This is a genomic window from Cupriavidus pauculus, assembly GCF_008801835.1.
Lineage (GTDB): Bacteria > Pseudomonadota > Gammaproteobacteria > Burkholderiales > Burkholderiaceae > Cupriavidus > Cupriavidus pauculus.
Genome location: NZ_VZOW01000005.1, coordinates 81,337 through 102,846 on the forward strand (window position 1 = coordinate 81,337; position 21,510 = coordinate 102,846).

General features: G+C 64.9%; 20 protein-coding genes. 10 read left to right on the forward strand and 10 right to left on the reverse strand.

Annotated elements, in window-relative coordinates; all coding sequences use genetic code 11:
• Window positions 1-7: 7 nt before the first annotated feature.
• On the reverse strand, window positions 8-2,059 hold the full coding sequence (locus F7R19_RS07995; RefSeq protein WP_170292569.1) for a penicillin-binding protein 1A: 2,052 nt from the start codon (window positions 2,057-2,059) through the stop codon (window positions 8-10).
• Between the two features lie 10 nt (window positions 2,060-2,069).
• The gene (locus tag F7R19_RS08000; RefSeq protein ID WP_061958119.1) at window positions 2,070-2,963 is read right to left on the reverse strand and encodes an alpha/beta hydrolase; all 894 of its coding nucleotides are present in this window, start codon (window positions 2,961-2,963) and stop codon (window positions 2,070-2,072) included.
• Between the two features lie 143 nt (window positions 2,964-3,106).
• On the opposite strand from F7R19_RS08000, the gene F7R19_RS08005 reads away from it, so the two are divergent.
• Complete coding sequence (locus F7R19_RS08005) at window positions 3,107-3,340, forward strand: hypothetical protein (RefSeq protein WP_061958120.1); 234 nt, start codon at window positions 3,107-3,109, stop codon at window positions 3,338-3,340.
• 39 nt (window positions 3,341-3,379) lie between these two features.
• Here the strand turns inward: F7R19_RS08005 and bglX are convergent, their stop codons facing one another.
• Window positions 3,380-5,701 (reverse strand): beta-glucosidase BglX, encoded by a 2,322-nt coding sequence (gene bglX / locus F7R19_RS08010; RefSeq protein ID WP_150980020.1) that lies wholly within the window; start codon window positions 5,699-5,701, stop codon window positions 3,380-3,382.
• A gap of 250 nt (window positions 5,702-5,951) precedes the next feature.
• Between bglX and F7R19_RS08015 the strand changes: the two genes are divergently transcribed.
• A complete protein-coding gene (locus F7R19_RS08015; protein WP_170292578.1) occupies window positions 5,952-7,520 on the forward strand; it encodes a glucan biosynthesis protein G in 1,569 nt (522 codons plus the stop codon).
• 47 nt (window positions 7,521-7,567) lie between these two features.
• Here F7R19_RS08015 and F7R19_RS08020 read toward each other — a convergent pair whose 3' ends face one another.
• Window positions 7,568-7,807, reverse strand: a complete 240-nt coding sequence (locus F7R19_RS08020) for a DUF3820 family protein (protein WP_150979907.1) — start codon at window positions 7,805-7,807, stop codon at window positions 7,568-7,570.
• Between the two features lie 200 nt (window positions 7,808-8,007).
• Between F7R19_RS08020 and F7R19_RS08025 the strand changes: the two genes are divergently transcribed.
• On the forward strand, window positions 8,008-8,298 hold the full coding sequence (locus F7R19_RS08025; protein WP_061958123.1) for a nicotinamide mononucleotide transporter: 291 nt from the start codon (window positions 8,008-8,010) through the stop codon (window positions 8,296-8,298).
• Here the strand turns inward: F7R19_RS08025 and F7R19_RS08030 are convergent.
• A complete protein-coding gene (locus tag F7R19_RS08030; protein WP_150979908.1) occupies window positions 8,295-9,080 on the reverse strand; it encodes an NAD(P)H-dependent oxidoreductase in 786 nt (261 codons plus the stop codon). The two genes, F7R19_RS08025 and F7R19_RS08030, sit on opposite strands and share 4 nt — an antisense overlap.
• Before the next feature lie 88 nt (window positions 9,081-9,168).
• Between F7R19_RS08030 and F7R19_RS08035 the strand changes: the two genes are divergently transcribed.
• Complete coding sequence (locus F7R19_RS08035; protein ID WP_150979909.1) at window positions 9,169-10,062, forward strand: LysR family transcriptional regulator; 894 nt, start codon at window positions 9,169-9,171, stop codon at window positions 10,060-10,062.
• A 42-nt stretch (window positions 10,063-10,104) separates the two neighbouring features.
• Here the strand turns inward: F7R19_RS08035 and F7R19_RS08040 are convergent, their stop codons facing one another.
• A complete protein-coding gene (locus F7R19_RS08040) occupies window positions 10,105-10,458 on the reverse strand; it encodes a hypothetical protein (protein WP_061958126.1) in 354 nt (117 codons plus the stop codon).
• Between the two features lie 377 nt (window positions 10,459-10,835).
• Here F7R19_RS08040 and F7R19_RS08045 point away from each other — a divergent pair, with 377 nt between their 5' ends.
• Window positions 10,836-12,080, forward strand: a complete 1,245-nt coding sequence (locus tag F7R19_RS08045; protein WP_223506057.1) for an MFS transporter — start codon at window positions 10,836-10,838, stop codon at window positions 12,078-12,080.
• On the opposite strand, the gene F7R19_RS08050 is transcribed toward F7R19_RS08045, so the two are convergent.
• Window positions 12,064-13,197, reverse strand: coding sequence for a zinc-binding metallopeptidase family protein (locus tag F7R19_RS08050; protein ID WP_150979910.1), 1,134 nt, complete (start codon window positions 13,195-13,197; stop codon window positions 12,064-12,066). The two genes, F7R19_RS08045 and F7R19_RS08050, sit on opposite strands and share 17 nt — an antisense overlap.
• 133 nt (window positions 13,198-13,330) lie before the next feature.
• Window positions 13,331-14,068: a DUF2076 domain-containing protein gene (locus F7R19_RS08055; RefSeq protein ID WP_150979911.1), complete on the reverse strand. Its 738-nt coding sequence runs from the start codon at window positions 14,066-14,068 to the stop codon at window positions 13,331-13,333.
• Window positions 14,069-14,233: 165 nt separating this feature from the next.
• Between F7R19_RS08055 and pip the strand changes: the two genes are divergently transcribed.
• Window positions 14,234-15,196: a prolyl aminopeptidase gene (gene pip, locus F7R19_RS08060; protein WP_150979912.1), complete on the forward strand. Its 963-nt coding sequence runs from the start codon at window positions 14,234-14,236 to the stop codon at window positions 15,194-15,196.
• 142 nt (window positions 15,197-15,338) lie between these two features.
• A complete protein-coding gene (locus F7R19_RS08065; protein WP_061958130.1) occupies window positions 15,339-15,551 on the forward strand; it encodes a hypothetical protein in 213 nt (70 codons plus the stop codon).
• A 2-nt stretch (window positions 15,552-15,553) separates the two neighbouring features.
• Here the strand turns inward: F7R19_RS08065 and F7R19_RS08070 are convergent, their stop codons facing one another.
• Window positions 15,554-17,968 carry a DUF3772 domain-containing protein gene (locus F7R19_RS08070; protein ID WP_150979913.1) on the reverse strand — a complete coding sequence of 805 codons (2,415 nt, stop codon included), beginning with the start codon at window positions 17,966-17,968 and terminating at the stop codon, window positions 15,554-15,556.
• Window positions 17,969-18,093: 125 nt separating this feature from the next.
• On the opposite strand from F7R19_RS08070, the gene F7R19_RS08075 reads away from it, so the two are divergent.
• Together F7R19_RS08075 and F7R19_RS08080 are read left to right on the forward strand one after the other, a co-directional pair.
• A complete protein-coding gene (locus tag F7R19_RS08075; protein ID WP_061958132.1) occupies window positions 18,094-18,510 on the forward strand; it encodes a VOC family protein in 417 nt (138 codons plus the stop codon).
• A gap of 40 nt (window positions 18,511-18,550) precedes the next feature.
• Window positions 18,551-18,946 carry a c-type cytochrome gene (locus F7R19_RS08080; protein ID WP_150979914.1) on the forward strand — a complete coding sequence of 132 codons (396 nt, stop codon included), beginning with the start codon at window positions 18,551-18,553 and terminating at the stop codon, window positions 18,944-18,946.
• A 4-nt stretch (window positions 18,947-18,950) separates the two neighbouring features.
• On the opposite strand, the gene F7R19_RS08085 is transcribed toward F7R19_RS08080, so the two are convergent.
• Entirely contained in the window at window positions 18,951-19,841 is an 891-nt protein-coding gene (locus tag F7R19_RS08085) for a LysR family transcriptional regulator (RefSeq protein WP_061958134.1), read from the reverse strand.
• Between the two features lie 108 nt (window positions 19,842-19,949).
• Here F7R19_RS08085 and F7R19_RS08090 point away from each other — a divergent pair, with 108 nt between their 5' ends.
• Complete coding sequence (locus tag F7R19_RS08090) at window positions 19,950-21,503, forward strand: AMP-binding protein (protein ID WP_150979915.1); 1,554 nt, start codon at window positions 19,950-19,952, stop codon at window positions 21,501-21,503.
• Window positions 21,504-21,510: the final 7 nt, after the last annotated feature.

Below are 21,510 nucleotides of genomic sequence, written 5' to 3' on the forward strand. Positions count from 1 at the left end.
TGGACGATCAGAGCGGATTGCCGGCGGGGCGCGGCGGGGCAACCGGTGCCGGTATGCCAAGCGCCGCTGGCGTCGGGCCAGGCATCGATGGCGCTCCGGGGACGCCGCCATCGGGCGCGATGTCGGCTGCGGCGGGCGGCGGGAAGCCCAAGGCCGCGATGCCGTGCGTCCCATCGGCGTTTTCCGCATAGGCCCAGTCATTGTTGAGTCTTGCCAGTTGAGGCGGCGCGCGGAATTCGGTATCGGGCACGCCGGCCAGGCGGCCCTCCATGTAGGCCGCCCAGATCGGCAGCGCCGTGGTGGCGCCAAACTCATGGCGGCCCAGGCTGCGATTGTCGTCGAAGCCCATCCACGCCACGGTGACCACCTGTCCGGCATACCCCGCGAACCAGCCGTCGACGGCATCGTTGGTAGTGCCGGTCTTGCCGGCCACATCGTCGCGGCGCAGATAGCGCTTCACGCCGTTGCCGGTGCCTTCGTCCACCACGCTTTGCAGCAGGCTGTTCATGACGAAGGCATTGCGTTCGGAAATCACGCGCGGCGGCTCGCTGGTGTCGGCGGCGAATAGCACGTTGCCATCGCCATCGGTGATTTTTTCGATCAGGTACGGTTCGATGCGGTGTCCCTGGTTGGCAAACACGCCGTACGCGGCAGCCAGCCGCAGCGGCGACGTGGTTCCAGTGCCCAGCGCCATCGGCAGGTAGGGCGGCAGGCGCTTGGTCGAAAAGCCGAACTTGCCGGCGAAGTCGATCGCATAGGGGATGCCGATGGCCTGCAGCGTACGGATGGCCGGCAGGTTGCGCGATTCGGCCAGCGCCTGGCGCACCGAGATCGGTCCGACAAAGCGGCCGTCGTCGTTGGAAGGCTGCCAGCGCGGCGAGTTGTCGAGCGGCGCGTCGTTGATCAGCGTGCCCGGCGAGATGCCGCGTTCGAGCGCGGCCGAGTAGATGAACGGCTTGAACGTCGATCCCGGCTGGCGCTGTGCCTGCGTGGCGTGGTTGAATCGGTTGGCGTCGAAATCGGTGCCGCCCACCATCGCCTCGATCGCGCCCGTGCGTGCGTCGAGCGATACCAGCGCGGCCTGCGGCAAGGCCACGGCACCTTTGGCCGATCCATGCCGTTTGCCGTAACGGTCGATACCGGCCTGCACCGCATCGAAGGCCTGCACCTGATGCATCAACGACACCGTCGTATAGACGTTGATGCCCCGCGTGTAGGCCTCGTCGCCAAAACGATCGTGCGCGAGCTGCCGCGCCAGTTCGGCCACGTATTCGGCGTGTCCGTCGAAGCGGCCGTTGGTGTCGCGGCTGACCACGATGCGCGCATTGCGCGCCTCGCGATACTGGTCCTGCGTGATCATGCCCAGCGCCAGCATGCGGCCCAGCACATATTCCTGCCGACGCTTGGCGCGCGGCAGGTTCACTACCGGGTTCATGGTCGACGGCGCCTTGGGCAGCCCGGCCAGCATCGCGGTCTGCGCCAGCGACAATTGCGCCAGCGGCTTGCCGAAATAGGTCTGCGCGGCGCTGCCGAAGCCATAGGCGTGCTCGCCCAGGTAGACCTGGTTCATGTACAGCTCAAGGATGCGTTCCTTGGGCAGCGAGCGGTCGATCTCAAAGGCAAGCAGGATTTCGTACCACTTGCGCGACAGCGTTTTCTCGCGCGACAGGTAGAAGTTGCGCGCCACCTGCATCGTGATGGTGGACGCCCCCTGCGCGTAGCCCTCGCCGATATTGGCCAGAGCCGCGCGAATCAGTCCAGGGATATCGACGCCGACGTGGTTGTAGAACTGGTCGTCCTCGGCCGCCAGCAGCGCGTCGGACATCAGTTTGGGCATCCGCTCGATCGGGATGAATTCGCGGTGCTCAGTGCCGAATTCGCCGATCAGCACGTCGTCGCGCGTGAAAACGCGCAATGGCACCTGGGGGCGGTAATCGCGCAAGGCCTCGACGGAAGGAAGCTGCCGCAGGCTGATCACGGCAGCAAAGCCGGCAAGCAGCACGCCAGCGGCGGCCAGCGCTGCCGTGACGCCGGCGGCCTTGACTGCAAGATTTTTCATGGCGCGCATTCTACCGTGCGGCGGAGAGCGGCAGCGGCGCACCGGTTTCGGTCAGATCGGCAGGCGGCGTCTCGCGCGCGGCCTGAGGCGGATGATGCGGCACTTGTCGTGCAAAATCGCACAGCGCAAGCCAGGTTTCGGGCCGCTCGACGATCGTGTAGTGATCGGTGCCGGCAATCGTCTGCACCGCCACCGGGCCCGGCCACGCGGCCATCAGCCGCTCCGAGCATTCGTGCGGCACCACGTCGTCGGTCTGCGCCAACAGCACTTTCGTGCTCTGCACCACCTTCTTGCAGTGCGAAATCGAGTCGAAGTGGTGGCGCATCAACTGCCGCAGCGGCACCAGCGGAAAGCGCTTGCGCACGATTTCCAGCAGCGAATCGTATGGCGTAATCAATTGCAGGCTTTCGAAATCCTGCAGGTCGGCCAGCTGGATTGCCACGCCGGTCCCGAGCGAGCGCCCCACCACGTGCACGCGCACGCCGGGAAAACTGCGGCGGATATGCAGCAGGAACTGGCTGGCATCGGCCACGGCGGCGGCCTCGGACGGCATGCCGTCGGAATGGCCCAGGCCGCGGTAGTCGAACGTGGCGAAACCCATGCCGCGTGGCAGCCATTTCATGAACTGGAGCGTTTCCAGCACGTCCTCGCCGCGCCCGGGCAGGTAGAAAAGCAGGTCGCCCACACCGGCATGATCGGCATGATACGTGTAGCCGCGAAACAGGCCACCGGGCACCGGATGGGAATAGGCGTCGACGCCGTCCGGCAGGTCGCGCGGCGGCCTGCGGCGCGCGTCGAACAAGAGACGCTCCTGGTTGACGGCCAGGTAAGTCCAATAGCAGGCGAAGCCGCCAGCGGTCACAAGCGTGGTGGCCAGCGTTCTGCGCAATAACGACGAAGACATGGGGGCGAAAGAATGGTCTCGGACGGGCAATCGTGCCCAGCCTAACCGAAAATTGAAAGACGCGACATTTGACCGGCCATGTCCCGGGAGAGTTCTTGTACGATATGCCGCATATCGAACCACGCCCACCGGGGGGCTGTTGCATGAACGACGAACAGAAACGCGCGGAAGAAGCACAGGCGATGGAGCGGGTGGTCAATGCCACGCGCCAGGTGCAGGTGGCGTTTGCCGCGCTGCAGAGCCAGTATCCGCCGCAAGGCAGCGGCAAGCCGTCGAAGATCGCGCTGCAGACCTTCGATGCCGCCCTGCAGGCGCTGGAGGACGCCCAGGCGGGCTTTGACGAAGTCCTCAACGATCTGCTGGACGGCAACCGCTGACACGTTGCCGCCTGCGCTCCGGTCCTTGGCGCCGCCGCGTCACTCTAGCGTGAATGTGGCGGTTTTCACGGCCTCGGAATCCAGCCCCACCTGCACATTGAAGTCGCCGGGCTCGGCCACGTATTCGAGTTTCGCGTTGTAGAACTTGAGCATGTTCTCGTCGATCGGGAAATCGATCGTGCGCGATTCTCCGGGCGTCAGCATCACCTTGCGGAAGTCCTTGAGCTCCTTCACGGGACGCACCACCGATGCCGTGACGTCCTGCAGATAGAGCTGCACCACGGTTTCGCCCGCGCGCGCACCGGTGTTCTTCACGGTCACGCTCGCCGTCACCTTGCCCTGCCGCGCGAGCTTGCGGTCCGACAGCCGCACCTCCGACAGACTGAACGTTGTGTAGCTCAGCCCGTAGCCGAACGGATAGAGCGGGCCGTAATCTTCCTCGAAATACTGCGACGTATAGTTCGGCGCCTTGCCGGGCGTAAAGGGGCGGCCGATGCGCGGCGCGTTGTAGTACGTCGGGATCTGGCCAAGCGAGCGCGGGAACGTGATCGGCAGCTTGCCGGAAGGATTTTCGTCGCCGAACAGCAGATCGGCGATGGCGCGCCCGCCCTCGGTGCCCGCGTACCAGGTTTCCAGGATCGCGTCGACGTTGTCCTTTTCCCAGTTGATCGTCAGCGGGCGGCCGTTCATCAGCACCAGCACCAGCGGCTTGCCGGTGCTCTTGAGCGCCTTGAGCAGCGTTTGCTGGCTGCCAGGCAAGCCAAGGCTGGACCGGCTGGACGCCTCGTGCGACATGCCGCGCGTCTCGCCGGCCGCCACCACCACCACGTCGGCGTCGCGCGCCACGCGCACTGCTTCGTCGATCATCTCGCCGGACGAGCGCTTGTCCTGCACCACTTCCGGGTTGTCCCAGTTCAGGAAATTCAGATAGCCGACCACGCGATTGTCGTCGGTGATATTGGCGCCGCGCGCGTACACCACCTCGCCCTTGCCGGCGAGCGCCTCGCGCATGCCCTGCAGCAGCGTGACCGATTGCTTGGCCACGCCAGCGGCCGACCAACTGCCCATGATGTCGATCGGCGCATCGGCCAACGGGCCGATCACAGCCACCTTGCCCGCCTTCTTCAGCGGCAGCGTCTGGTTGCGGTTTTCCAGCAGCACCATGGACTTGCGCGCGGCCTCGCGCGCTTCGGCGCGATGCAGGCGGCTTTCGGCGTTGACGTCGGCCGGATCCTGCGCCGCCGCGCCAATGCGCCGGAACGGGTCGTGGAACAGGCCCATGTCGTACTTCGCGCCCAGCACTTCGCGCACCGCCTCGTCGATCAGCGCCACGGGCACGGCGCCCGATTTGACCAGCGTCGGCAGCTGTTCCAGGTAGCGCGTGTCGGCCATGCTCATGTCCACGCCGGCCTCGATCGCCAGCCGTGCCGCCTCGCGGCCGTTACTGGCCACGCCGTGACGCAGCAGTTCGTCGATCGCGCCGTGGTCGCTCACGGTCACGCCCTTGAAGCCCCATTCCTTGCGCAGCAGGTCGCGCAGCAGCCATTTGTTGGACGTGGCCGGCTGTCCGTTGATCGAATTCAGCGCGATCATCACGCCCCCGGCGCCGGCTTCGAGACCCGCGCGATAGGGCGGCAGGTAATCCTGATACATGCGCTGCGGGCTCATGTCCACCGTGTTGTAGTCGCGTCCGCCTTCCACGGCGCCGTACAGCGCGAAGTGCTTGACGAAGGCCATCACGCTGTCCGCGTTGGCGGGCGACGTGCCCTGGAATCCCTTTACGCTGGCGCGCGCGCACTGCGATACCAGGAACGGATCTTCGCCAAAGCCTTCCGACGTGCGGCCCCAGCGCGGATCGCGCGAGATATCGACCATCGGCGCGAAGGTGGCGTCAAGGCCGTCGGCCGCGGCTTCCAGGCCGGATATGCGCGCGGCCTTTTCCACTACGCCCATGTCCCAGCTGGACGCCAGCGCCAGGCTGATCGGAAACACCGTGCGATGGCCGTGCACCACGTCGTAGGCGAAGAACATCGGGATCTTCAGCCGGCTGCGCGTGGCGGCTTGCTGCAGCGGCCGGTTGTCGGCGCGCGTCACGGAATTGAACGTGCCGCCCACGCGGCCGGCCGTGATTTCCTCCATCAGCTTGGCGGCCGGCATTTCAGGGCCGATGCTGATGAGCCGCAGCTGGCCGATCTTTTCGTCGAGCGTCATGCGGCCGACCAGGTCGTCGATGAAAGCACGCTTGTCCGGTGACGGCGCGATGGCGGCGGGGCCGGTGGCGGCCCCGTCTGTGGCAGGTGCGGCGCTGCCAAACATTGGCGCGCAGGCAAGGCCGGCCGCGATGGCCAGCAAAGAGAACATTCGCATTATTTGTTGTCTCGGATGGGCGGACTTCCGGATCGTCGCTCCGCCATGGTGCGGCAAGGGCGCTTGCTACGGATGTCGCCGCGTGTCTGACATGCACGTCGGGCGAAATCGGTTATTTTTCTGAACTGCGCCGCAAGTTTACAGCCTTACGGTGGCTACACTGGCTGCTTTGTGGCGTTTTCTCGATGTGATTTCAGGAGATGGATTGGTGCTCGCCGTTTTTGCCGCGTCGTTTCGTAACACGATGAAACTTGTCTTGCCCGGCATCGCGTTTGCCGGATGCCTGATCGGCGCCGCGCCGGCTCACGCTTTTTCGCTCGATGACGTGACCGCACGCGCGAAAAAGCTTGCCGATCAGCCCTACGCGGCGCCGGCCAGCAATCTGCCGCCGGTTTTTGCGCAGATGCAGTTCGCCGACTACATCAAGATCCAGCCGAAGATGGACCAGGTCGAGTGGAAAGGGCAGGGCACGCCTTTCAAGCTCGGCTTCTATCACCAGGGCATGCAGTTCAGCTCGCCGGTGCGCATCAACGAGATCGTCGACAGTCGCGTGCAGGAGATCAAGTACGAGCCCAGCCGCTTCGATTTCGGCGATCTCAAGCTGGACAAGGCGGCCACCAACAAGCTCGGCTACGCGGGTTTTCGCGTGATGTATCCGATCAACCGCGCCGACAAGCTCGATGAGGTGATGAGCGTGCTGGGCGCGAGCTATTTCCGCGTCATCGGCAAGGGTCAGGTGTACGGGCTTTCGGCGCGCGGGCTGGCCATCAACACCGGCTTGTCCGAACCGGAGGAATTCCCGGCCTTCCGCGAATTCTGGATCGAACGTCCCAAGCCGCAGGACAAGCATCTGGTGTTCTACGCATTGCTCGATTCGAAGAACGCCACCGGCGCCTACCGCTTCGAACTGCATCCCGATGCCGACGCGGTACTGAAAGTGCAGGCGCGCGTGTTCATGCGCGGCGCGGTCAAGAAGTTGGGCATTGCGCCATTGACCAGCATGTTCCTGTTCGGCCCGAACCAGATGCGCGATGCCAACAACTTCCGTCCGGCGCTGCATGATTCCAACGGGCTGTCGATCCATACCGGCGATGGCGAATGGGTATGGCGGCCGCTGAACAATCCCAAGTACGTGGCGTTGAGCCTGTTCCAGGTGAACAACCCGCGCGGCTTCGGGCTGATGCAGCGCGGGCGCGATTTTTCGTCGTACGAGGACCTGAAGGACCGCTACGATCTGCGGCCCAGCGCGTGGATCGAACCGCAGGGCGATTGGGGCAAGGGCAAGGTGGAACTCGTGGAGATTCCCACGCCGGACGAGACCAACGACAACATCGTGTCGTTCTGGACGCCCGACGAGCTTCCGCCCAAGGGCACGCCCATCAAGGCCGACTACACGATTCACTGGACGATGGACGAACGCGGCGTGTTTTCCAAGGACCTGGCGTGGGTCAAGCAGACGCTGCGCACCGCCGGGGAAATCACGCAGGCCAATCTGATCCGCCATCTGGACGGCAGCCTCGGCTTTGTGATCGATTTCGAAGGCGGCGCGCTGGCCAGCCTGCCGCCCAATACGCCGGTGCGGGCGTCGTTCAGCGTGGGCGATAACGCCGAGGTCATCGAAAACGTGCTGCAGCCGAATCCCGTAACCAAGGGTTATCGTGTGACGCTGCGCATCAAGGTCAAGGATCCGAGCAAGGTGGTCGAGATGCGCGAGGCGCTGGTCGCCAACGATCGAGTGCTCAGCGAAACCTGGAGCTACCAGATCCCGCCGGGCACCGCAAACCAGCCCACGCCGGCACAGGCGGTGAAGTAGCGCGAACGCGCGCCGGCCCGGCGTTGTCCGGGCGCGGCGCGTTCCCTTCACGCGCCGCGTTGCCGCGCGGTTTTCGCGCGTAGCGGTTTCAGCAGGTCCGACAGCCCGTTGTGATCGAGTTCATGCATCAACGCCAGCAGCCGGCCGATCTCTCCGGGCGGAAACCCTTCCCTTGCAAACCAGTTCAGGTAGTTGCCCGGCAGATCGGCAATAAGGGTGCCCTTGTGCTTGCCGAAGGGCATTTCCCGCGTGACAAGCAGCACAAGGGCGTCGTGGTCCGGCAGCATGGCAGCGGTTCCTGGTGGCGATCAGGCCGGCATTGTATCTCCGCGTCGCCTGTGGGGCCTGGCTCCGACAGGCCGCGCTGCGTCAGCGCCTTCACCCGGCTCGAAACGACAGTGTTACAGCCACTTGCGTGACACCCCGGATCGCCGGTATTCTCCGCTTTGCATACAAAAAATGAACGCAAAAAAACGGAGACAACCCCATGGAGCTTGGTGCTCATCTTCCTCAAGTGCTCAATGGTCTGGAATGGTCGGGGTGCGCCCTGGCGATGAGCGGATCGTTCCTGGTCGCCCTGCATAACCGCGCGTCGCGTTGGGGATGGGTCGCGTACCTGTGTTCGAATCTCGTCTGGAGCGCGTTCGCATTGGTCACGGGCACCTACGGCCTGTTCGTCCAGCAGCTTGGTTTCACCGCCACCAGCCTCTACGGCCTGTATCGGCACACACGCTACTACCGCGAGCAGGCGCGCACAGCCCACACCGCCCAGGCCTAGGCCGCGTCGGCCAGATGCGCCGCAAAGCCGGTCTGTCCTGGTGAGATTTCCGGCTTCAGTGTCAGCGCGGGAATCTCATAGGCGCCGCTGTTCTGCGGATGCCATGCGATGGGCGCGGCGGTGAACAGTTCATCGAGCCGCGCACCGAGCGCGTCCGTGGTGGCGGCGTAACGTTCGACATCCATCTTGCCGGTGCGATAGACCAGGAACGGCGGCAGCACGTCAAAGCCCGGGTAGTACAGGATGCCGTGATGGATCGGGAACAGGATGTCGTCGATCGGCCCATTGATGCCACGCGGGCCGTAGTGCGATTCCCAGCCGCCGGTCGTCACCACCAGCATCGCCCGTTTTCCGGCCAGCGTGCCCTCGCCATAGCGGTTGCCCCAGCGCACGTCGGAATGCTCGCCCACGCCGTAGGCAAAGCCGTACGCGTAGACGCGCTCGACCCAGCCCTTGAGGATCGCCGGCATCGAAAACCACCAGAGCGGAAACTGGAGGACAAGCGCATCGGCCCAACGCAGCTTTTCCTGCTCCCGCGCGATGTCGGGCGCCTGCAGGCCGTTTTCGAACGCGTGTTTGGAATCGAGCGACGGATGGAACGGCGCATCCGAGCGCGGCGCCAGCGTGTCGGCGGCGTCGAGCGAAGCTTTCCATTGCATCCCATACAGATCCGACACCTGCACCTGATGCCCGGCCGCTTCCAGTCGGCGGACCGCAAAGTCCTTGAGCGACCCGTTCAGCGAGGTCGGCTCGGGGTGGGCGTAAACAATCAGTACATTCATGACAGTCATCCAGTGATCGGTAGATGACAGCAGCGTAGGGTCGGCCAAGGTATATTGGAAATGAATTTCCAATATTTCAGGTATTGCCATGACTAATTTGCGGCGGCTCGATCTGAACCTGCTGGTGACGCTCGATGTGCTGCTGTCCGAGCACAATGTGACGCGCGCAGCGGAGCGGCTGCATTATTCGCAGCCGTCCGTCAGCGTGCACCTGGCGCGCCTGCGCGAGATCTTCGACGATCCGCTGCTGTTGCCGGGCCCCCGCGGGATGCGGCCCACAGCGCGCGCCGAGGCCTTGCGCGAACCGCTGCGCGAGGCGTTGGCCGCGCTGGAACAGGCAGTTGCACCGGAGGCGCCGTTCGATCCGACGTCCGCTGCCAACACCTGGCGCATCGCGGCCACCGACTACAGCGAATCGACCGTGCTGCTGCCCGCACTACCGGGCCTGCGTCAGGCCGCGCCGGGCACCCGCGTGGCCGTGCTCGAAATGGCGCCCGCGCGGGTCGCGCGCCAGGCGGAACAGGGCGATATCGATCTGGCATTCCACACCACCCACGACTCGCCGCAGACATTACATCGCAAGGCGCTGTTCACCGAGCGCTACGTGTTGGTCGGCCGCGCGGGACACCCGAAACTCCGGCGCAAGCCGACCCTGGCGCAGTTCTGCTCGCTGGAACACGTGATGGTGTCGCCCGATGGCGGTGGATTCTTCGGCGTCACCGACGAAGCACTGGCCACCGCGGGCGCGTCCCGGCGCGTGGTGCTATCGGTGCCGCATTTCCTGTATGTGGCCGCGGTGCTGGCCGGCAGCGACCTGGTGGCGATGCTGCCGGAGCGGCTGGTGCGCGACAACGCCGCGCTGCAGGTAGTGGAGGCGCCGGTCGATGTGCCGGGCTACGAGATGTCGATGCTGTGGCACGAGCGCAGCCACCGCGATCCCGCGCATCGATGGCTGCGGGACTTCATCGCGGCGTCGGTCTGACGCCGCGGCTCCAACGGCAATCGCCTTTGCGCTGCGTGCGCACTAATTGCACGCCGTACCCGGGACGGGCTTGCCGCTATTGGAGATGCCCTGGCAGCTGTCGCCCAACGCCAACGGCCCGTCGCCGGACTGCGGTGGCGCGAGCCGCAACTTGCCCGCAACGGTGCAGCAACTGCGCGGCAGGCTGGCGGGCGGGGGCGAAAGCCGGATGGTGGGAACCGCCTTGGGCTGCGATGCGGCATCGCCGGCCTCTTCGGCGTCGGGCGCCGTGCACTGGCCCGACTGGCAGATGCGGTCGCCCTTGCACTGCATGTCATATTGGCATCCCGCCGCGGACGCGGGTAGCGTCCAGACCATGCCGATGGCGGTGATCAGCAACACCCTACACAGGGACATATCCCCTCCCACACACGATTCGCGCGACGCCCCGGGGCTGTGATTCACACATGCGTTGCGGGCGGCGCCGCATGAATTCAGCATAGAGCGGTCACATTTCGCACGCCCCCGGGCTCTGTGGTGTTTCCCACATGAGACCGGCGCGATCACCGGCAGGCATCGACGCGATGCATCGCAGCGATGGATACGTGCGCATACAAGACTGCCGCAAAGGGGCATTTGGGACGGTTCTGCGACCGGCGCGGTTTTCCTTCACAATAGCGCCCTCCTAGCACTACGCCGCACCGGAGCACACTGGAACCCCCGAGGCAGGACGCAAGATCCTGTCCACCAGTGCGCGGCGCAAAGCCATTACACATGTCTTGCGATCTCTCCTCATGACCGCTCCATCCGGAAATTTCGATAACGTCCCCGAACTCGCCGCCAACGCCCCCGCAGATCCCCACCGCAGTCGCGCCGCCGACCGTCGCGCGCTGCTCGCGCTTGGGGTGGGCAGCTTCGGCATCGGCACCGGCGAATTCGTCATCATGGGCCTGCTGCCCGACGCCGCGCGCGACCTCGCCATCACGATCCCCGAAGCCGGCCATCTGATCAGCGCCTATGCGCTGGGCGTGGTGGTTGGTGCGCCGCTGCTGGCCGTGCTGGGCGCGCGCTGGCCGCGCCGCAACCTGCTGATCGCGCTGATGGCGTTCTTTGCCATCGGCAACTTCGCCAGTGCGCTGGCGCCGGACTATCTGTCGATGATGACGGCGCGCCTGTTCACCGGTTTTCCGCACGGCACGTACTTCGGCGTGGCCGCGCTGGTGGCGGCCAGTCTGGTCGCGCGCGAGCGCCGCGCGCAGGCCGTGGGGCTGGTCATGCTGGGTCTGACGGTGGCGACGCTGGTCGGTGTGCCGATTGCGGCCGGCATCGGCACCTGGCTTGGCTGGCGCGCTGCTTTCATGATCGTCGGCGCGATCGGCGCGCTGACGGTGCTGCTGGTCTGGCGCTGGGTGCCATTCGTCCCGGCCGATCGTCACGCCAGCCCTCTGCGCGAACTGTCGGCGCTGGCACGCAAGCAGGTGTGGTTCACGCTCGGTATCGGCGCGATCGGCTTTGGCGGCATGTTCGCGGTATTCAGTTACGTCAAGCCCACCATGATCGAAGTGGCCCACATGCCGGTCAGCAGTATTCCAATCGTGCTGGCGCTGTTTGGCGTGGGCATGGTGGCGGGCAATCTGGCCGGCGCCAAATTGGCCGACAAGGCGCTGATGCCAACCGTGGGCGGCGTGCTGGTGTGGTCCGCGCTGGTGCTTGGTACCTTCGTGTTCACCGCGCCATATCCGTGGCTCGCATCGCTGAACGTGATGCTGGTAGGCACCGCTGTCGCATTGGGCCCGCCGCTGCAGATCCGCCTGATGGATGTGGCCGGCGATGCGCAGACGCTGGCCGCGGCGCTCAATCACTCGGCCTTCAACCTCGCCAACGCGCTGGGCGCGTGGCTGGGTGGAATCACGATCGCCGCGGGCCTGGGTTGGACTTCCACCGGCTGGGTGGGCATGCTGCTGGCGCTGGGCGGACTGGCAATGTTCGCGTGGTCGCTGATGAGTCCGTCGCGCCGCGATGTCACGGTGACTGCCTGAGCGGCGCCTCGCTGGCGCCTTCGGGCGATCCGGTCGCGTGCGGCGCATGGCTCGATGTTTCGCGTGCCGCGGAATCGATCACGCGGTGCACGAACTCGAGCTTGGACACCACCACTGGCGACAGCGTGAACGGATAACCGTCCGGCACGCCCAGGCTGCGGTTCAGGCTGTTGAGCACATAGGTCAGTGGAAACCACCGGTTCAGCAGGCTGCGAAAGCTGGCGTCCTCGACTGGCGTCTGGTCGGTCAGCGTCGGTTCCTGCGGACTGTCTGGCTGTAGAACCAGACCGCAGGACACGGCGGTGTCGAGCGTATCGACCATATGGAGGTAGTGGGCAAACGTTTCCGCCCAGTCTTCCCACGGATGCATGGTGGCGTACGCGCAAATGTAGGCATCGTTCCAGTCCGCCGGCGCGCCCTGGTCATAGTGTCGCTGCAACGACGCAGCATAATCGGCACGCTCGTCGCCGAACAGCTTGCGAAACGGCTCCAGCCTGCGCGTGCCCGCAATCAGTCGATTGAAATAGAAGTGCCCGACCTCGTGCCGGAAATGGCCGAGCAGCGTGCGATAGGACTCGCCCATGGCGTTGCGCATCTGCTCGCGGTGCGCATCGTCGGCTTCGGCAACGTTGATCGTGATGCGGCCGTTGTCGTGCCCGGTCAGCACCGGGTCGTGCGGGCCGGTGTTGGCGAGGAAATCGAATTGCAGGCCAGACGCCGGGTCGTCATCGCGCGAGACTACGGGCAGGCCCAGCGCCTGCAGCGTGTAGAGCAGGCGGCGCTTGGCCGCTTCGAGCTTGTACCAGTAGAGGCGATTTTCGGGAATGCTCAGGTCGGGGATCGTGTGCGTGAGCTTGCACGCCTCGCACAGGCTGCCGGGGTCATCGGCCGGCACCATCCAGTTGCAGACCGATTCCACCTGATAGTTGTGGCAGCGCTTGAAGCGCGCATCGCGTGCGTCGGGATGCAGGCTGCGCCAGCCCGATTCGTCATCGCCGTCGAACGCGGCGATCTGCGATAGGGTCGGGATGAAACCCAGCGTGGCGCGGCAGCGTTCGCATTCGACATTCTCGAAAAACACCAGATTGCCGCAGCGATTGCAGTGGAAAGTCTTCATGGCGCGGGCTCCGCTCGAGCGGGCCGACGGCCCGACTGCGGGGATCGTGCGCCCATCGGCCCACGCCCGCAATCGGTCATCTTCCTACAAGCGCCGCGTTGCAGCGGCGCAGCGCCTTTATCGCTCCGCCGCTTCAGAAGAACGAGGAGTCGTCGTTCTGGCTGTCGTCGATGTAATCGTCCAGCCCGTTGTCGAGATTGCCGTTGTCGGCCAGCAGCGCGTTGTCGCGATGGCTGCCGCCGCCGAAATTGTCGTCGCCATAGTAGTTGTTGACGATGGTCTCGCCCGGCGCCGCGCCAACGGCGGGTTGGCCGCCGAAGAAGCCGCCGCCGCCGCGGTGAAACAGATTCTCGATGCCCTGGAACAGCATCGCGCCGCCCGCCACGCCTGCGGCCGTGGTTGCGATGCTGCCCAGCGTGCCGCCCAGTCCGCCGCTCAGAAATCCCGGGCGCGCGGCCTGTGGTGCGGGCTGGGCGAGTTGAGCCGGATATTGGCCTGGATATTGCGCGCCACTCTGCGCCGCCGCGTAGGGCTGGGCCTGCGGTTGCGGCTGTGCCTGGGCAGGGTAGGGCGGCTGCGACGGCGCGCGGCCCGCATGCGCGCCCCATGCGACATCGTTATCCATGAAGCCGCGCGCGCCGTTGCCTTGCGCGGCCTGCAACTGATTCTGCAGCGTCGCGATCTGCGCGTGCGCGTCCATCAGCGCGCGGTCCAGCAGCATCGCGCGTTGCACCAGCAGATACGCGCTGTCGGGCTGGCGCGCCGCCGCTTCGGCAATCATCGCCGCAGCCTGCGGGTCCTTGGCATCCACGCGCGCCTGGGTCAGTTGGTTCAGAAAGGCTTCCAGGGCTTGCACGTCTTGAGGGGTCATGGCATCACCTTCGTGGGATTCGGTTGCGGTACGGCTCCAATCTAGAGTCGAAGACTTAAACGAAACTTAAAGCGCGAATCGTAAAGCGGAGCGAAGCACGAAGCGGCAAATCCCCGGCTTGGCGCTACACTTTGTTTCCTCCGATGTCCTGACCGATACCGACCCATGTCCGCACTGCGCACGCTATATCCCGCCATCGAACCCTACGAAACCGGCATGCTCGATGTCGGCGACGGCCACGTCCTGTATTACGAGCGCGTCGGCACGCGCGGCGCCAAGCCGGCGGTGTTCCTGCATGGCGGACCCGGCGGCGGCATCTCGTCCGATCATCGCCGCCTGTTCGATCCGGCGCGCTACGACGTGCTGCTGTTCGACCAGCGCGGCTGCGGAAAATCGACGCCGCATGCGTCGCTGGAAGCGAATACCACATGGCATCTGGTGGCGGATATCGAACGGCTGCGCGCAACCATCGGCGTGGACCGTTGGCTCGTGTTTGGCGGCTCGTGGGGATCGACGCTTGCACTGGCCTACGCGCAAAGCCATCCGCAGCGCGTCAGCGAACTGGTGCTGCGCGGCGTGTACACGGTATCGCAGGCCGAACTCGACTGGTATTACCAGTTCGGCGTCTCCGAGATGTTCCCGGAAAAATGGGCGCGCTTCCAGGCGCCGGTGCCCGAGGCCGAGCGCGGCAACATGATGACGGCGTATCGCAAGCTGCTGACCGGCGCCGACCGCGACAAGCAGATCGAGGCCGCGCGCGCCTGGAGCGTGTGGGAAGCCGAGACCATCACGCTGTTGCCCGATCCCGACATCAGCGCCAAGCATGATGAAGGGCACTTCGCGCTGGCGTTTGCGCGCATCGAAAATCACTACTTCACGCACCGCGGCTGGCTTGAGGACGGACAACTGCTGCGCGATGCGCGAAAGTTGGCCGGCATTCCCGGCGTGATCGTGCATGGCCGCTACGACATGCCGTGTCCCGTGCGCTATGCCTACGCGCTGCATCAGGCCTGGCCAGATGCGGATTTTCATCTGATTGAAGGTGCCGGCCACGCATGGAGCGAGCCCGGCATCCTCGATCAACTGATCGCCGCGACCGACCGGTTTGCCCCCAACGCGCAGCAATAGGCGAAATCGTCTATCGGCTGCATCAGGCGTGGCGATCGAACGATCGTGCGCCTATACTGGGTGCTCTGCTGCGTTGCAGCAATGTCTGGCGTACGTAGGACATGGTTGTTGCAGCGACCGAAATCAGCGTCTGGAGAGCACCATGGTTCCTTGCGAACTATGCAAGAGCCTGCTGGGTCGTCCCGGCTATGTTCCGCCTCATCCGCGCCTGCTGCGATCGGGCGATGCCGTATCGCCCACGGGCCGGCAGGTCTTTGTCTACACATGCCAGCGCTGCCGGCAGATGATCGCGCTGTCCACCCAGGAAGATGGTGCGGACTACTGGACGCATCACGACGCGATCCCGGCGCGCTGACGTCATGTACCAAGCGCCGCCATGTTTTCCACGCGCAATGTCTGCGGTTCGGACAACGGAATATTGGCCGAGCGCAGCCGTTTCAGAATCTCGAACAGTAGGTCGCTTTTCGTGCCGCCGGCAATCCGCGGACTGTTGACGTAACCGGTGACGCTCAGCGTGATGCCGTGCGGCGCAAGCTGGCTGAATGTGACCGACGGCGCGGGAATATCAAGAATGGCTTCGTTCTCGCGATAAACATCGAGCAGTAGATCGCGCACCGCTTCGGGGTCGGTGTTCAGCGGAAAAGTCAGCTGCAGCGTGGCCACGCCCTGCGTGTTGTTGCTCATCGTGACATTGCGAAGGTTCTGTGAAATCAGCTGGGAATTTGGCACGATCACCGTCGATCGGTCACCCAAGAGGATTTCCGTGGCGCGCACATTGATGCGACGGATATCGCCTTCCACGCCGGCAATGCTCACCATATCGCCGACCTTAACTGGGCGTTCGGTCAGCAGGATCAGCCCGGAGACAAAGTTCTTGACGATTTCCTGCAGCCCGAAGCCGATGCCCACCGACAGCGCACTGACTATCCACGCGAGGTTTTCCCATTTCACGCCGAGCAGCGACAGCGTGAGCAGCACGATCAGCACATAGCCCACGTTGCTGAACAGCGTAATCAGCGACGCGCGCAGCCCCGGTTCCATGCAGACCTTGGGCAGCAGTTCCGCGTCGAGCCAGCGGCGCACCGAGCGCAGCAGCCAGATGCCCACCACCAGCGCGATCAGCGCATTGAGAATGCGGTCGGGCATGATGTTCAGCGCGCGCAGCTTCTCGCCACCGAGCACCGTCAGCAGGCTGTTCAGCAAATCCGCCGGCGTGGTGCCGAAGCCACCGGTCAGCAGCGCCAGCACGGCAAGCAGCAACAACAGGCTGGCGCCAAGGCCGGACAGCACCGTCGAAACCTGCTCCAGATGGCTGTCGCCCACGCCAAACAACTGCTTGATCACGCGGCCGCTGCGATGCTGCGCGGAGAACAGCGCCTCGCAGAGATCGCGCGTCAGTTGGGTGAGCAGATACAGGCTGCAAAGCACGATATCGAACCAGACCAGTTCATAGGTCAGGAATCGCGCGAAGCTGATATAGCCAACCAGAAGCGCGATAAACGACACCACCACGGTTGCCGTCACGGCCGCGTGGATCAGGCCCGCCAGCGTGGCGCGCGCCTCGGGACGTTCCCCGGTGGCGGCCACTTCCGTGCGCACGCGATTGGCGCGCAGCAGCGCCGCGCCAATCGTCAGCACCACCACCAGCGACACGAGTCCGCGTCCCAGCAGTGTCACCTGCACGCTGGTGTCGGCCATGCGGTTGAGCTGTTCCACCGTGCCGGCTAGCAGCAGCAGGCCGGCCAGCAGCGTTGGGAACGGCTTCATCGCCAAGGCGACCGGATCGGCCAGCGCCGGCAGTCGCCACGACGGATGCCGCGTGCAGAGCAGTGCGCGGCCCAGGCCTGCGATCAGCGCGCTGGTCATCGTCAGCTTGGCGATCTCGCTCATCAGATCCTGCAGCGCGGACGAAGGCGCGTCGCCGCCCGTCATTGCCGCGTAGACGATGCGCACGGCAATCGCCGTGGTGACCACCGTGGTCAGCGCCGTCGCCAATGCCAGCGCACTGAGGCGAATGCGCGTCTCTGGCAACTGCGTCAGGCAAAACCATGCCAGCCCGCGTTCGAGCAGGCGCCGGCCGAGCGACCACACCGCCAGCGCCACGCACAGCAGGATCACGGTCTTTCCGCGCTGCGACGGGTCCCATGCCTGCCGGATCATCGGCCCGATTTCGTCGGTGAGATTGCCCAGCCGTTCTCGATCTTCGTCGGACACCTTGAACAACGGCGTCCAGAACGTGGGATTCAGGATGCTCTCGGAGCGCAGCGCAAGCTGGTCCTTGAGCCGGCTGCGCTGCAGCTTGGCCAACTGGTCCTGCAAATGGGCGATGTTTTCCTTGCCCTCGGCTGCCTGCTTCAGCTCGTCGTCGAGCTGCGCCTTGCGTGCGCTGAGCGCCGCGCGTTGCCTGACCACGGCGGGCGCTTCCTTGGCGGTGCCAGCATCGGCCGGTGGGCCGAGCAGATCGACCTGAGCCTGTAGCTGCGCGCGCTGCGGTGTGAGCGCTGCGTTGAGCTTGTCGACATCGTCGTCGAGTTGCTTCAGTGTTTCGTTCAGATCGCTGAGCTTGATATCGGCGGAAACGCTCGACGCCAATTGCTTGACGCGATCCTGCTCGGATTGCAGGCGCTTGAGTTCGGCCACTGCATCGGCGTGCGTGAGCGCGGGGACTGGCTGGGCTTCGGCGTCCGAAGCCGATTCGGCGGCGATACCGATGGACACGTGCATCAGTGCCGCGAGGACAAGGCTCATGACGAGCCAGGAGATTCGGCGCATGACGGGGGGGCGCGGTGGTTGACCGGCCGGGAATTATAAGCAGCGCCGCGGTGTACATTACGCCTTGCACTGCACAGTCTCACATGCTGTTACATAATCTGCCGAGATTCCTACAAGGACGCCCCATGACGCTCGCAATCGACCGTTTTGACCATATCGTGCTCAACGTGAAAGATGTGGAAACCAGCGCCGCGTGGTACGAGCAAGTGCTCGGCATGCAGCGCGAGGATTTCGCGTCGCGCACCGGCACGCGCGTATCGGTGAAATTTGGCCAGCAAAAGATTAATCTGCGGCCGATCGGCGAAGATCCCGTGGCGTGGTTCACCGGCGTGCATCCCACCTCCGGCAGCGACGACCTGTGTTTTATCACGCGCATGCCGCCGCAGGAGGTGGTTGCGCATTTCCTGGCGCACAAGGTGCCGGTGGAAGCGGGGCCGGCGCAGCGCACGGGCGCGTTGGGGCCCATCACGTCGGTGTATTGCCGCGACCCAGATGGCAATCTGATCGAAGTGGCCAGCTACCCGCCGCAAGAGAAGGCGTAAGCACCGCACGCCAGTCATCAAACCATTTTTCATCGCATTCATGAAGCACGTAGTCCGCCTTGCCAAGGCACTTGCCGCCGCAGCCACGCTGTCCACCGCGCTGGTGGCGCCCAACGCTCATGGCGCCGGCGATATCCAGGCCGGCAAGGACCTTTTCTCCGCACGCTGTGCGTCGTGCCATCACGTCGGCCCGTCGGCGCGCGCCGCGTTTGGCCCGCAGCTCAACGGCATCTTCGGGCGCAAGGCGGGCGGCACGGAAGACTATCGTTACTCGGATGCCATGAAGACCTCTGCCGTGGTGTGGGACGAGGCCAGCTTGCGCGCGTTCGTGCAATCGCCGGCCAAGGTGGTGCCCGGCACGAAGATGCGCTTCTGGGGCATCAGCAATACCAAACAGATCGACGACCTGCTCGCCTATCTGCGCACGTTCCAGTAGCGCCTTATTCCACGTGCGCTTCGAGAATATCGATCATGCGCTCGGCCAGCGGCGACAGGTACGCGCCTGCGCGCATCATCACGCCGACGCGACGGCCCAGGTCCAGCGCGTCGGCGCGTAGCGCCAGCGGCCGCAGGCCCGCGCGCTTGCTGTTGCCGGTCGATCCCGCAATGCACAACATGCCGGTGCCGCGCACGAGGTCGAACAGCGTCGTGCTGCCAAAATCGGTTTCCACGCGCAGGATTGGCGACGGCAGCCCAAGCTCGGCAAACGCGGCGTCCAGTTGCTGGCGGATCAACACGTGCGCGCTCGGCAGCAGCCATTGCTGATCGACCAGATCGGCCAGCGCCAAATTTCGCCGTCCTTGCAGCGGATGATTCTCATCGGCCACAACGGCCAGCCGATCGGTGAACAGTTCACGCGATAGCAGCGCGGGATTTGCCTGGCGCGGCAGCGGCGCAATTGCCAGATCGAGGTCGCCGGCCTGCACCAGATCCATCAGTTCGCGCGCTACGCGCATCGTCAACCGTAATCGGGCGACTGGCCGTTCGCGGATCAACTGCCGGCATGCGCCTAGCACCAGCGCATTCGGCATCGACGGCGAATAGCCCAGCCGCAGCAGGCCCTGTTCGCCGGTCTGGATGCCGCGCATTTCCTTGAGCGCATCTTCATACTCGAGCCGGATACGGCGCGCGCGCTCCAGGAATACCGTGCCCGCTTGCGTGACACGCATGCCTAGCGCGCTACGCTCGAACAGCGGCATGCCCAGTTGCGCCTCCACGCGCTGTATCGCCTTGGTCAGCGCCGGTTGCGTCATGCCCAATGCTTCGGCGGCGCGGCCGATGCCGCCGTGCGCGCCGACGGCCAGCACGTATTCCAGATCGCGAGTCTCCATCGCACATTCCTGTTGGTTATGACTGGATGCCAGTCGCGCCATTGTGGTAATGGGCTGCATCTTACAGACTGCGTGGACACATACCAATTCCAATACAAGGAGACATCGATGACGTTCGCCTATTTCCTCAGGCGCGCGGCGCGCTATTGGGGCGACAATCCCGCCGTGCTTTATCGCGACCGGGCGCTGACCTACCGCCAGCTTGACGAGCGCTCGACGCGGCTGGCCAATGCGCTGCTGGCGTTGGGGCTGCGCAAGGGCGACCGTGTGGCGATCCAGTCGCGCAACTGCCCGGAGATCGTCGAGATCGAATGTGCGCTGTACAAGGCGGGGCTGGTCAAGGCCGCGCTGAATCCGCGTTTTACGGCCAACGAAGCGTCGGACGTGGTGGAAAACTGCACGCCGCGCGTGATGATCGCCGGCTCGGGCTACACCGGTTATTCGCGGGAAACGCGCGGGTTTGGTGCGGTCGAGCATTTCTTCGCAATTGCCGGCGCACAGGCGCATTACGGCGCGTACGAGGCGCTGATCGAGCGCGGCGCCAACACCGCGATCGACTATGTGCCGCAGGACGATGATCTGGCGGTGCTGCATTTCTCGTCCGGATCCACTGGCAAGATCAAGGCGGCCATGCAGAGCTACGGCAACCGGCTGGCGTCGATGCGCAAGATGATCCTGACGATGGACCGCCCCGCACGCCCCGGCGACCGTCTGGCGCTGATCGGGCCGATCACCCATGCGTCCGGCATGCTGATGCAGCCGTACCTGTTCCTGGGCGCCACGCTGGTGCTGTTCGAGAAATTCGAGCCGGCGCATTTCCTTGCCGAAGTCTCGCGCCTGAAACTGACGCATGTCTTTATGGTGCCGGCCATGATTAACATGCTGCTGGCCGAGCCCACGTTGGCCACCGCGGACCTGAGCAGCCTGAAGACGCTGGCCTACGGCGCCGCGCCGATGGCGCCCGCACGCATCCGCGAGGCCTGGGAGCGCATCGGCCCGGTGCTGTCGCAAGGCTATGGCGCGAGCGAATCGACCTCGGGCGTTACGCGCCTGTCCACGGCCGATCACGCACTGGCCATCGCCGCGCATCCGGAGCGGCTGGCATCGTGCGGCCGCGCGCTGGGCGAAACCGAAGTGCGCGTGGTGAACGAGCGCGGCGAGGAAGTGAGCGGCGATGAGATCGGTGAACTTGTGATTCGCGGTGCGGACGTGTTCCAGGGCTACTGGGGCGAACCAGAACTGACGCGCGAAGTGCTGATCGACGGCTGGCTGCACACCGGCGATCTGGCGCGCGTCGATGCCGACGGCTATCTCTATCTGGTGGACCGCAAGAAGGACATGATCATCTCCGGCGGCTTCAACGTCTATCCGACCGAAGTGGAAGCCACGCTGTACCAGCATCCCGACGTGATGGAGGCATGCGTCATCAGCGTGCCCGACGATACCTGGGGCGAAAGCGTGAAGGCCGTGGTGGCGCTCTGGCCGGGACGCCAGGCCAGCGCGGCGGAACTGATCGGTCACTGCCGCGCGCGCATCGCGGATTACAAGTCGCCGCGCTCGGTGGATTTCGTCGCCGAACTGCCGAAGAACGCCAGTGGAAAGCTCGCGCGCAAGCTGGTGCGCGAACAGTACTGGATGGGCGCCACCCGCCGTGTCAATTGAAGCCGTC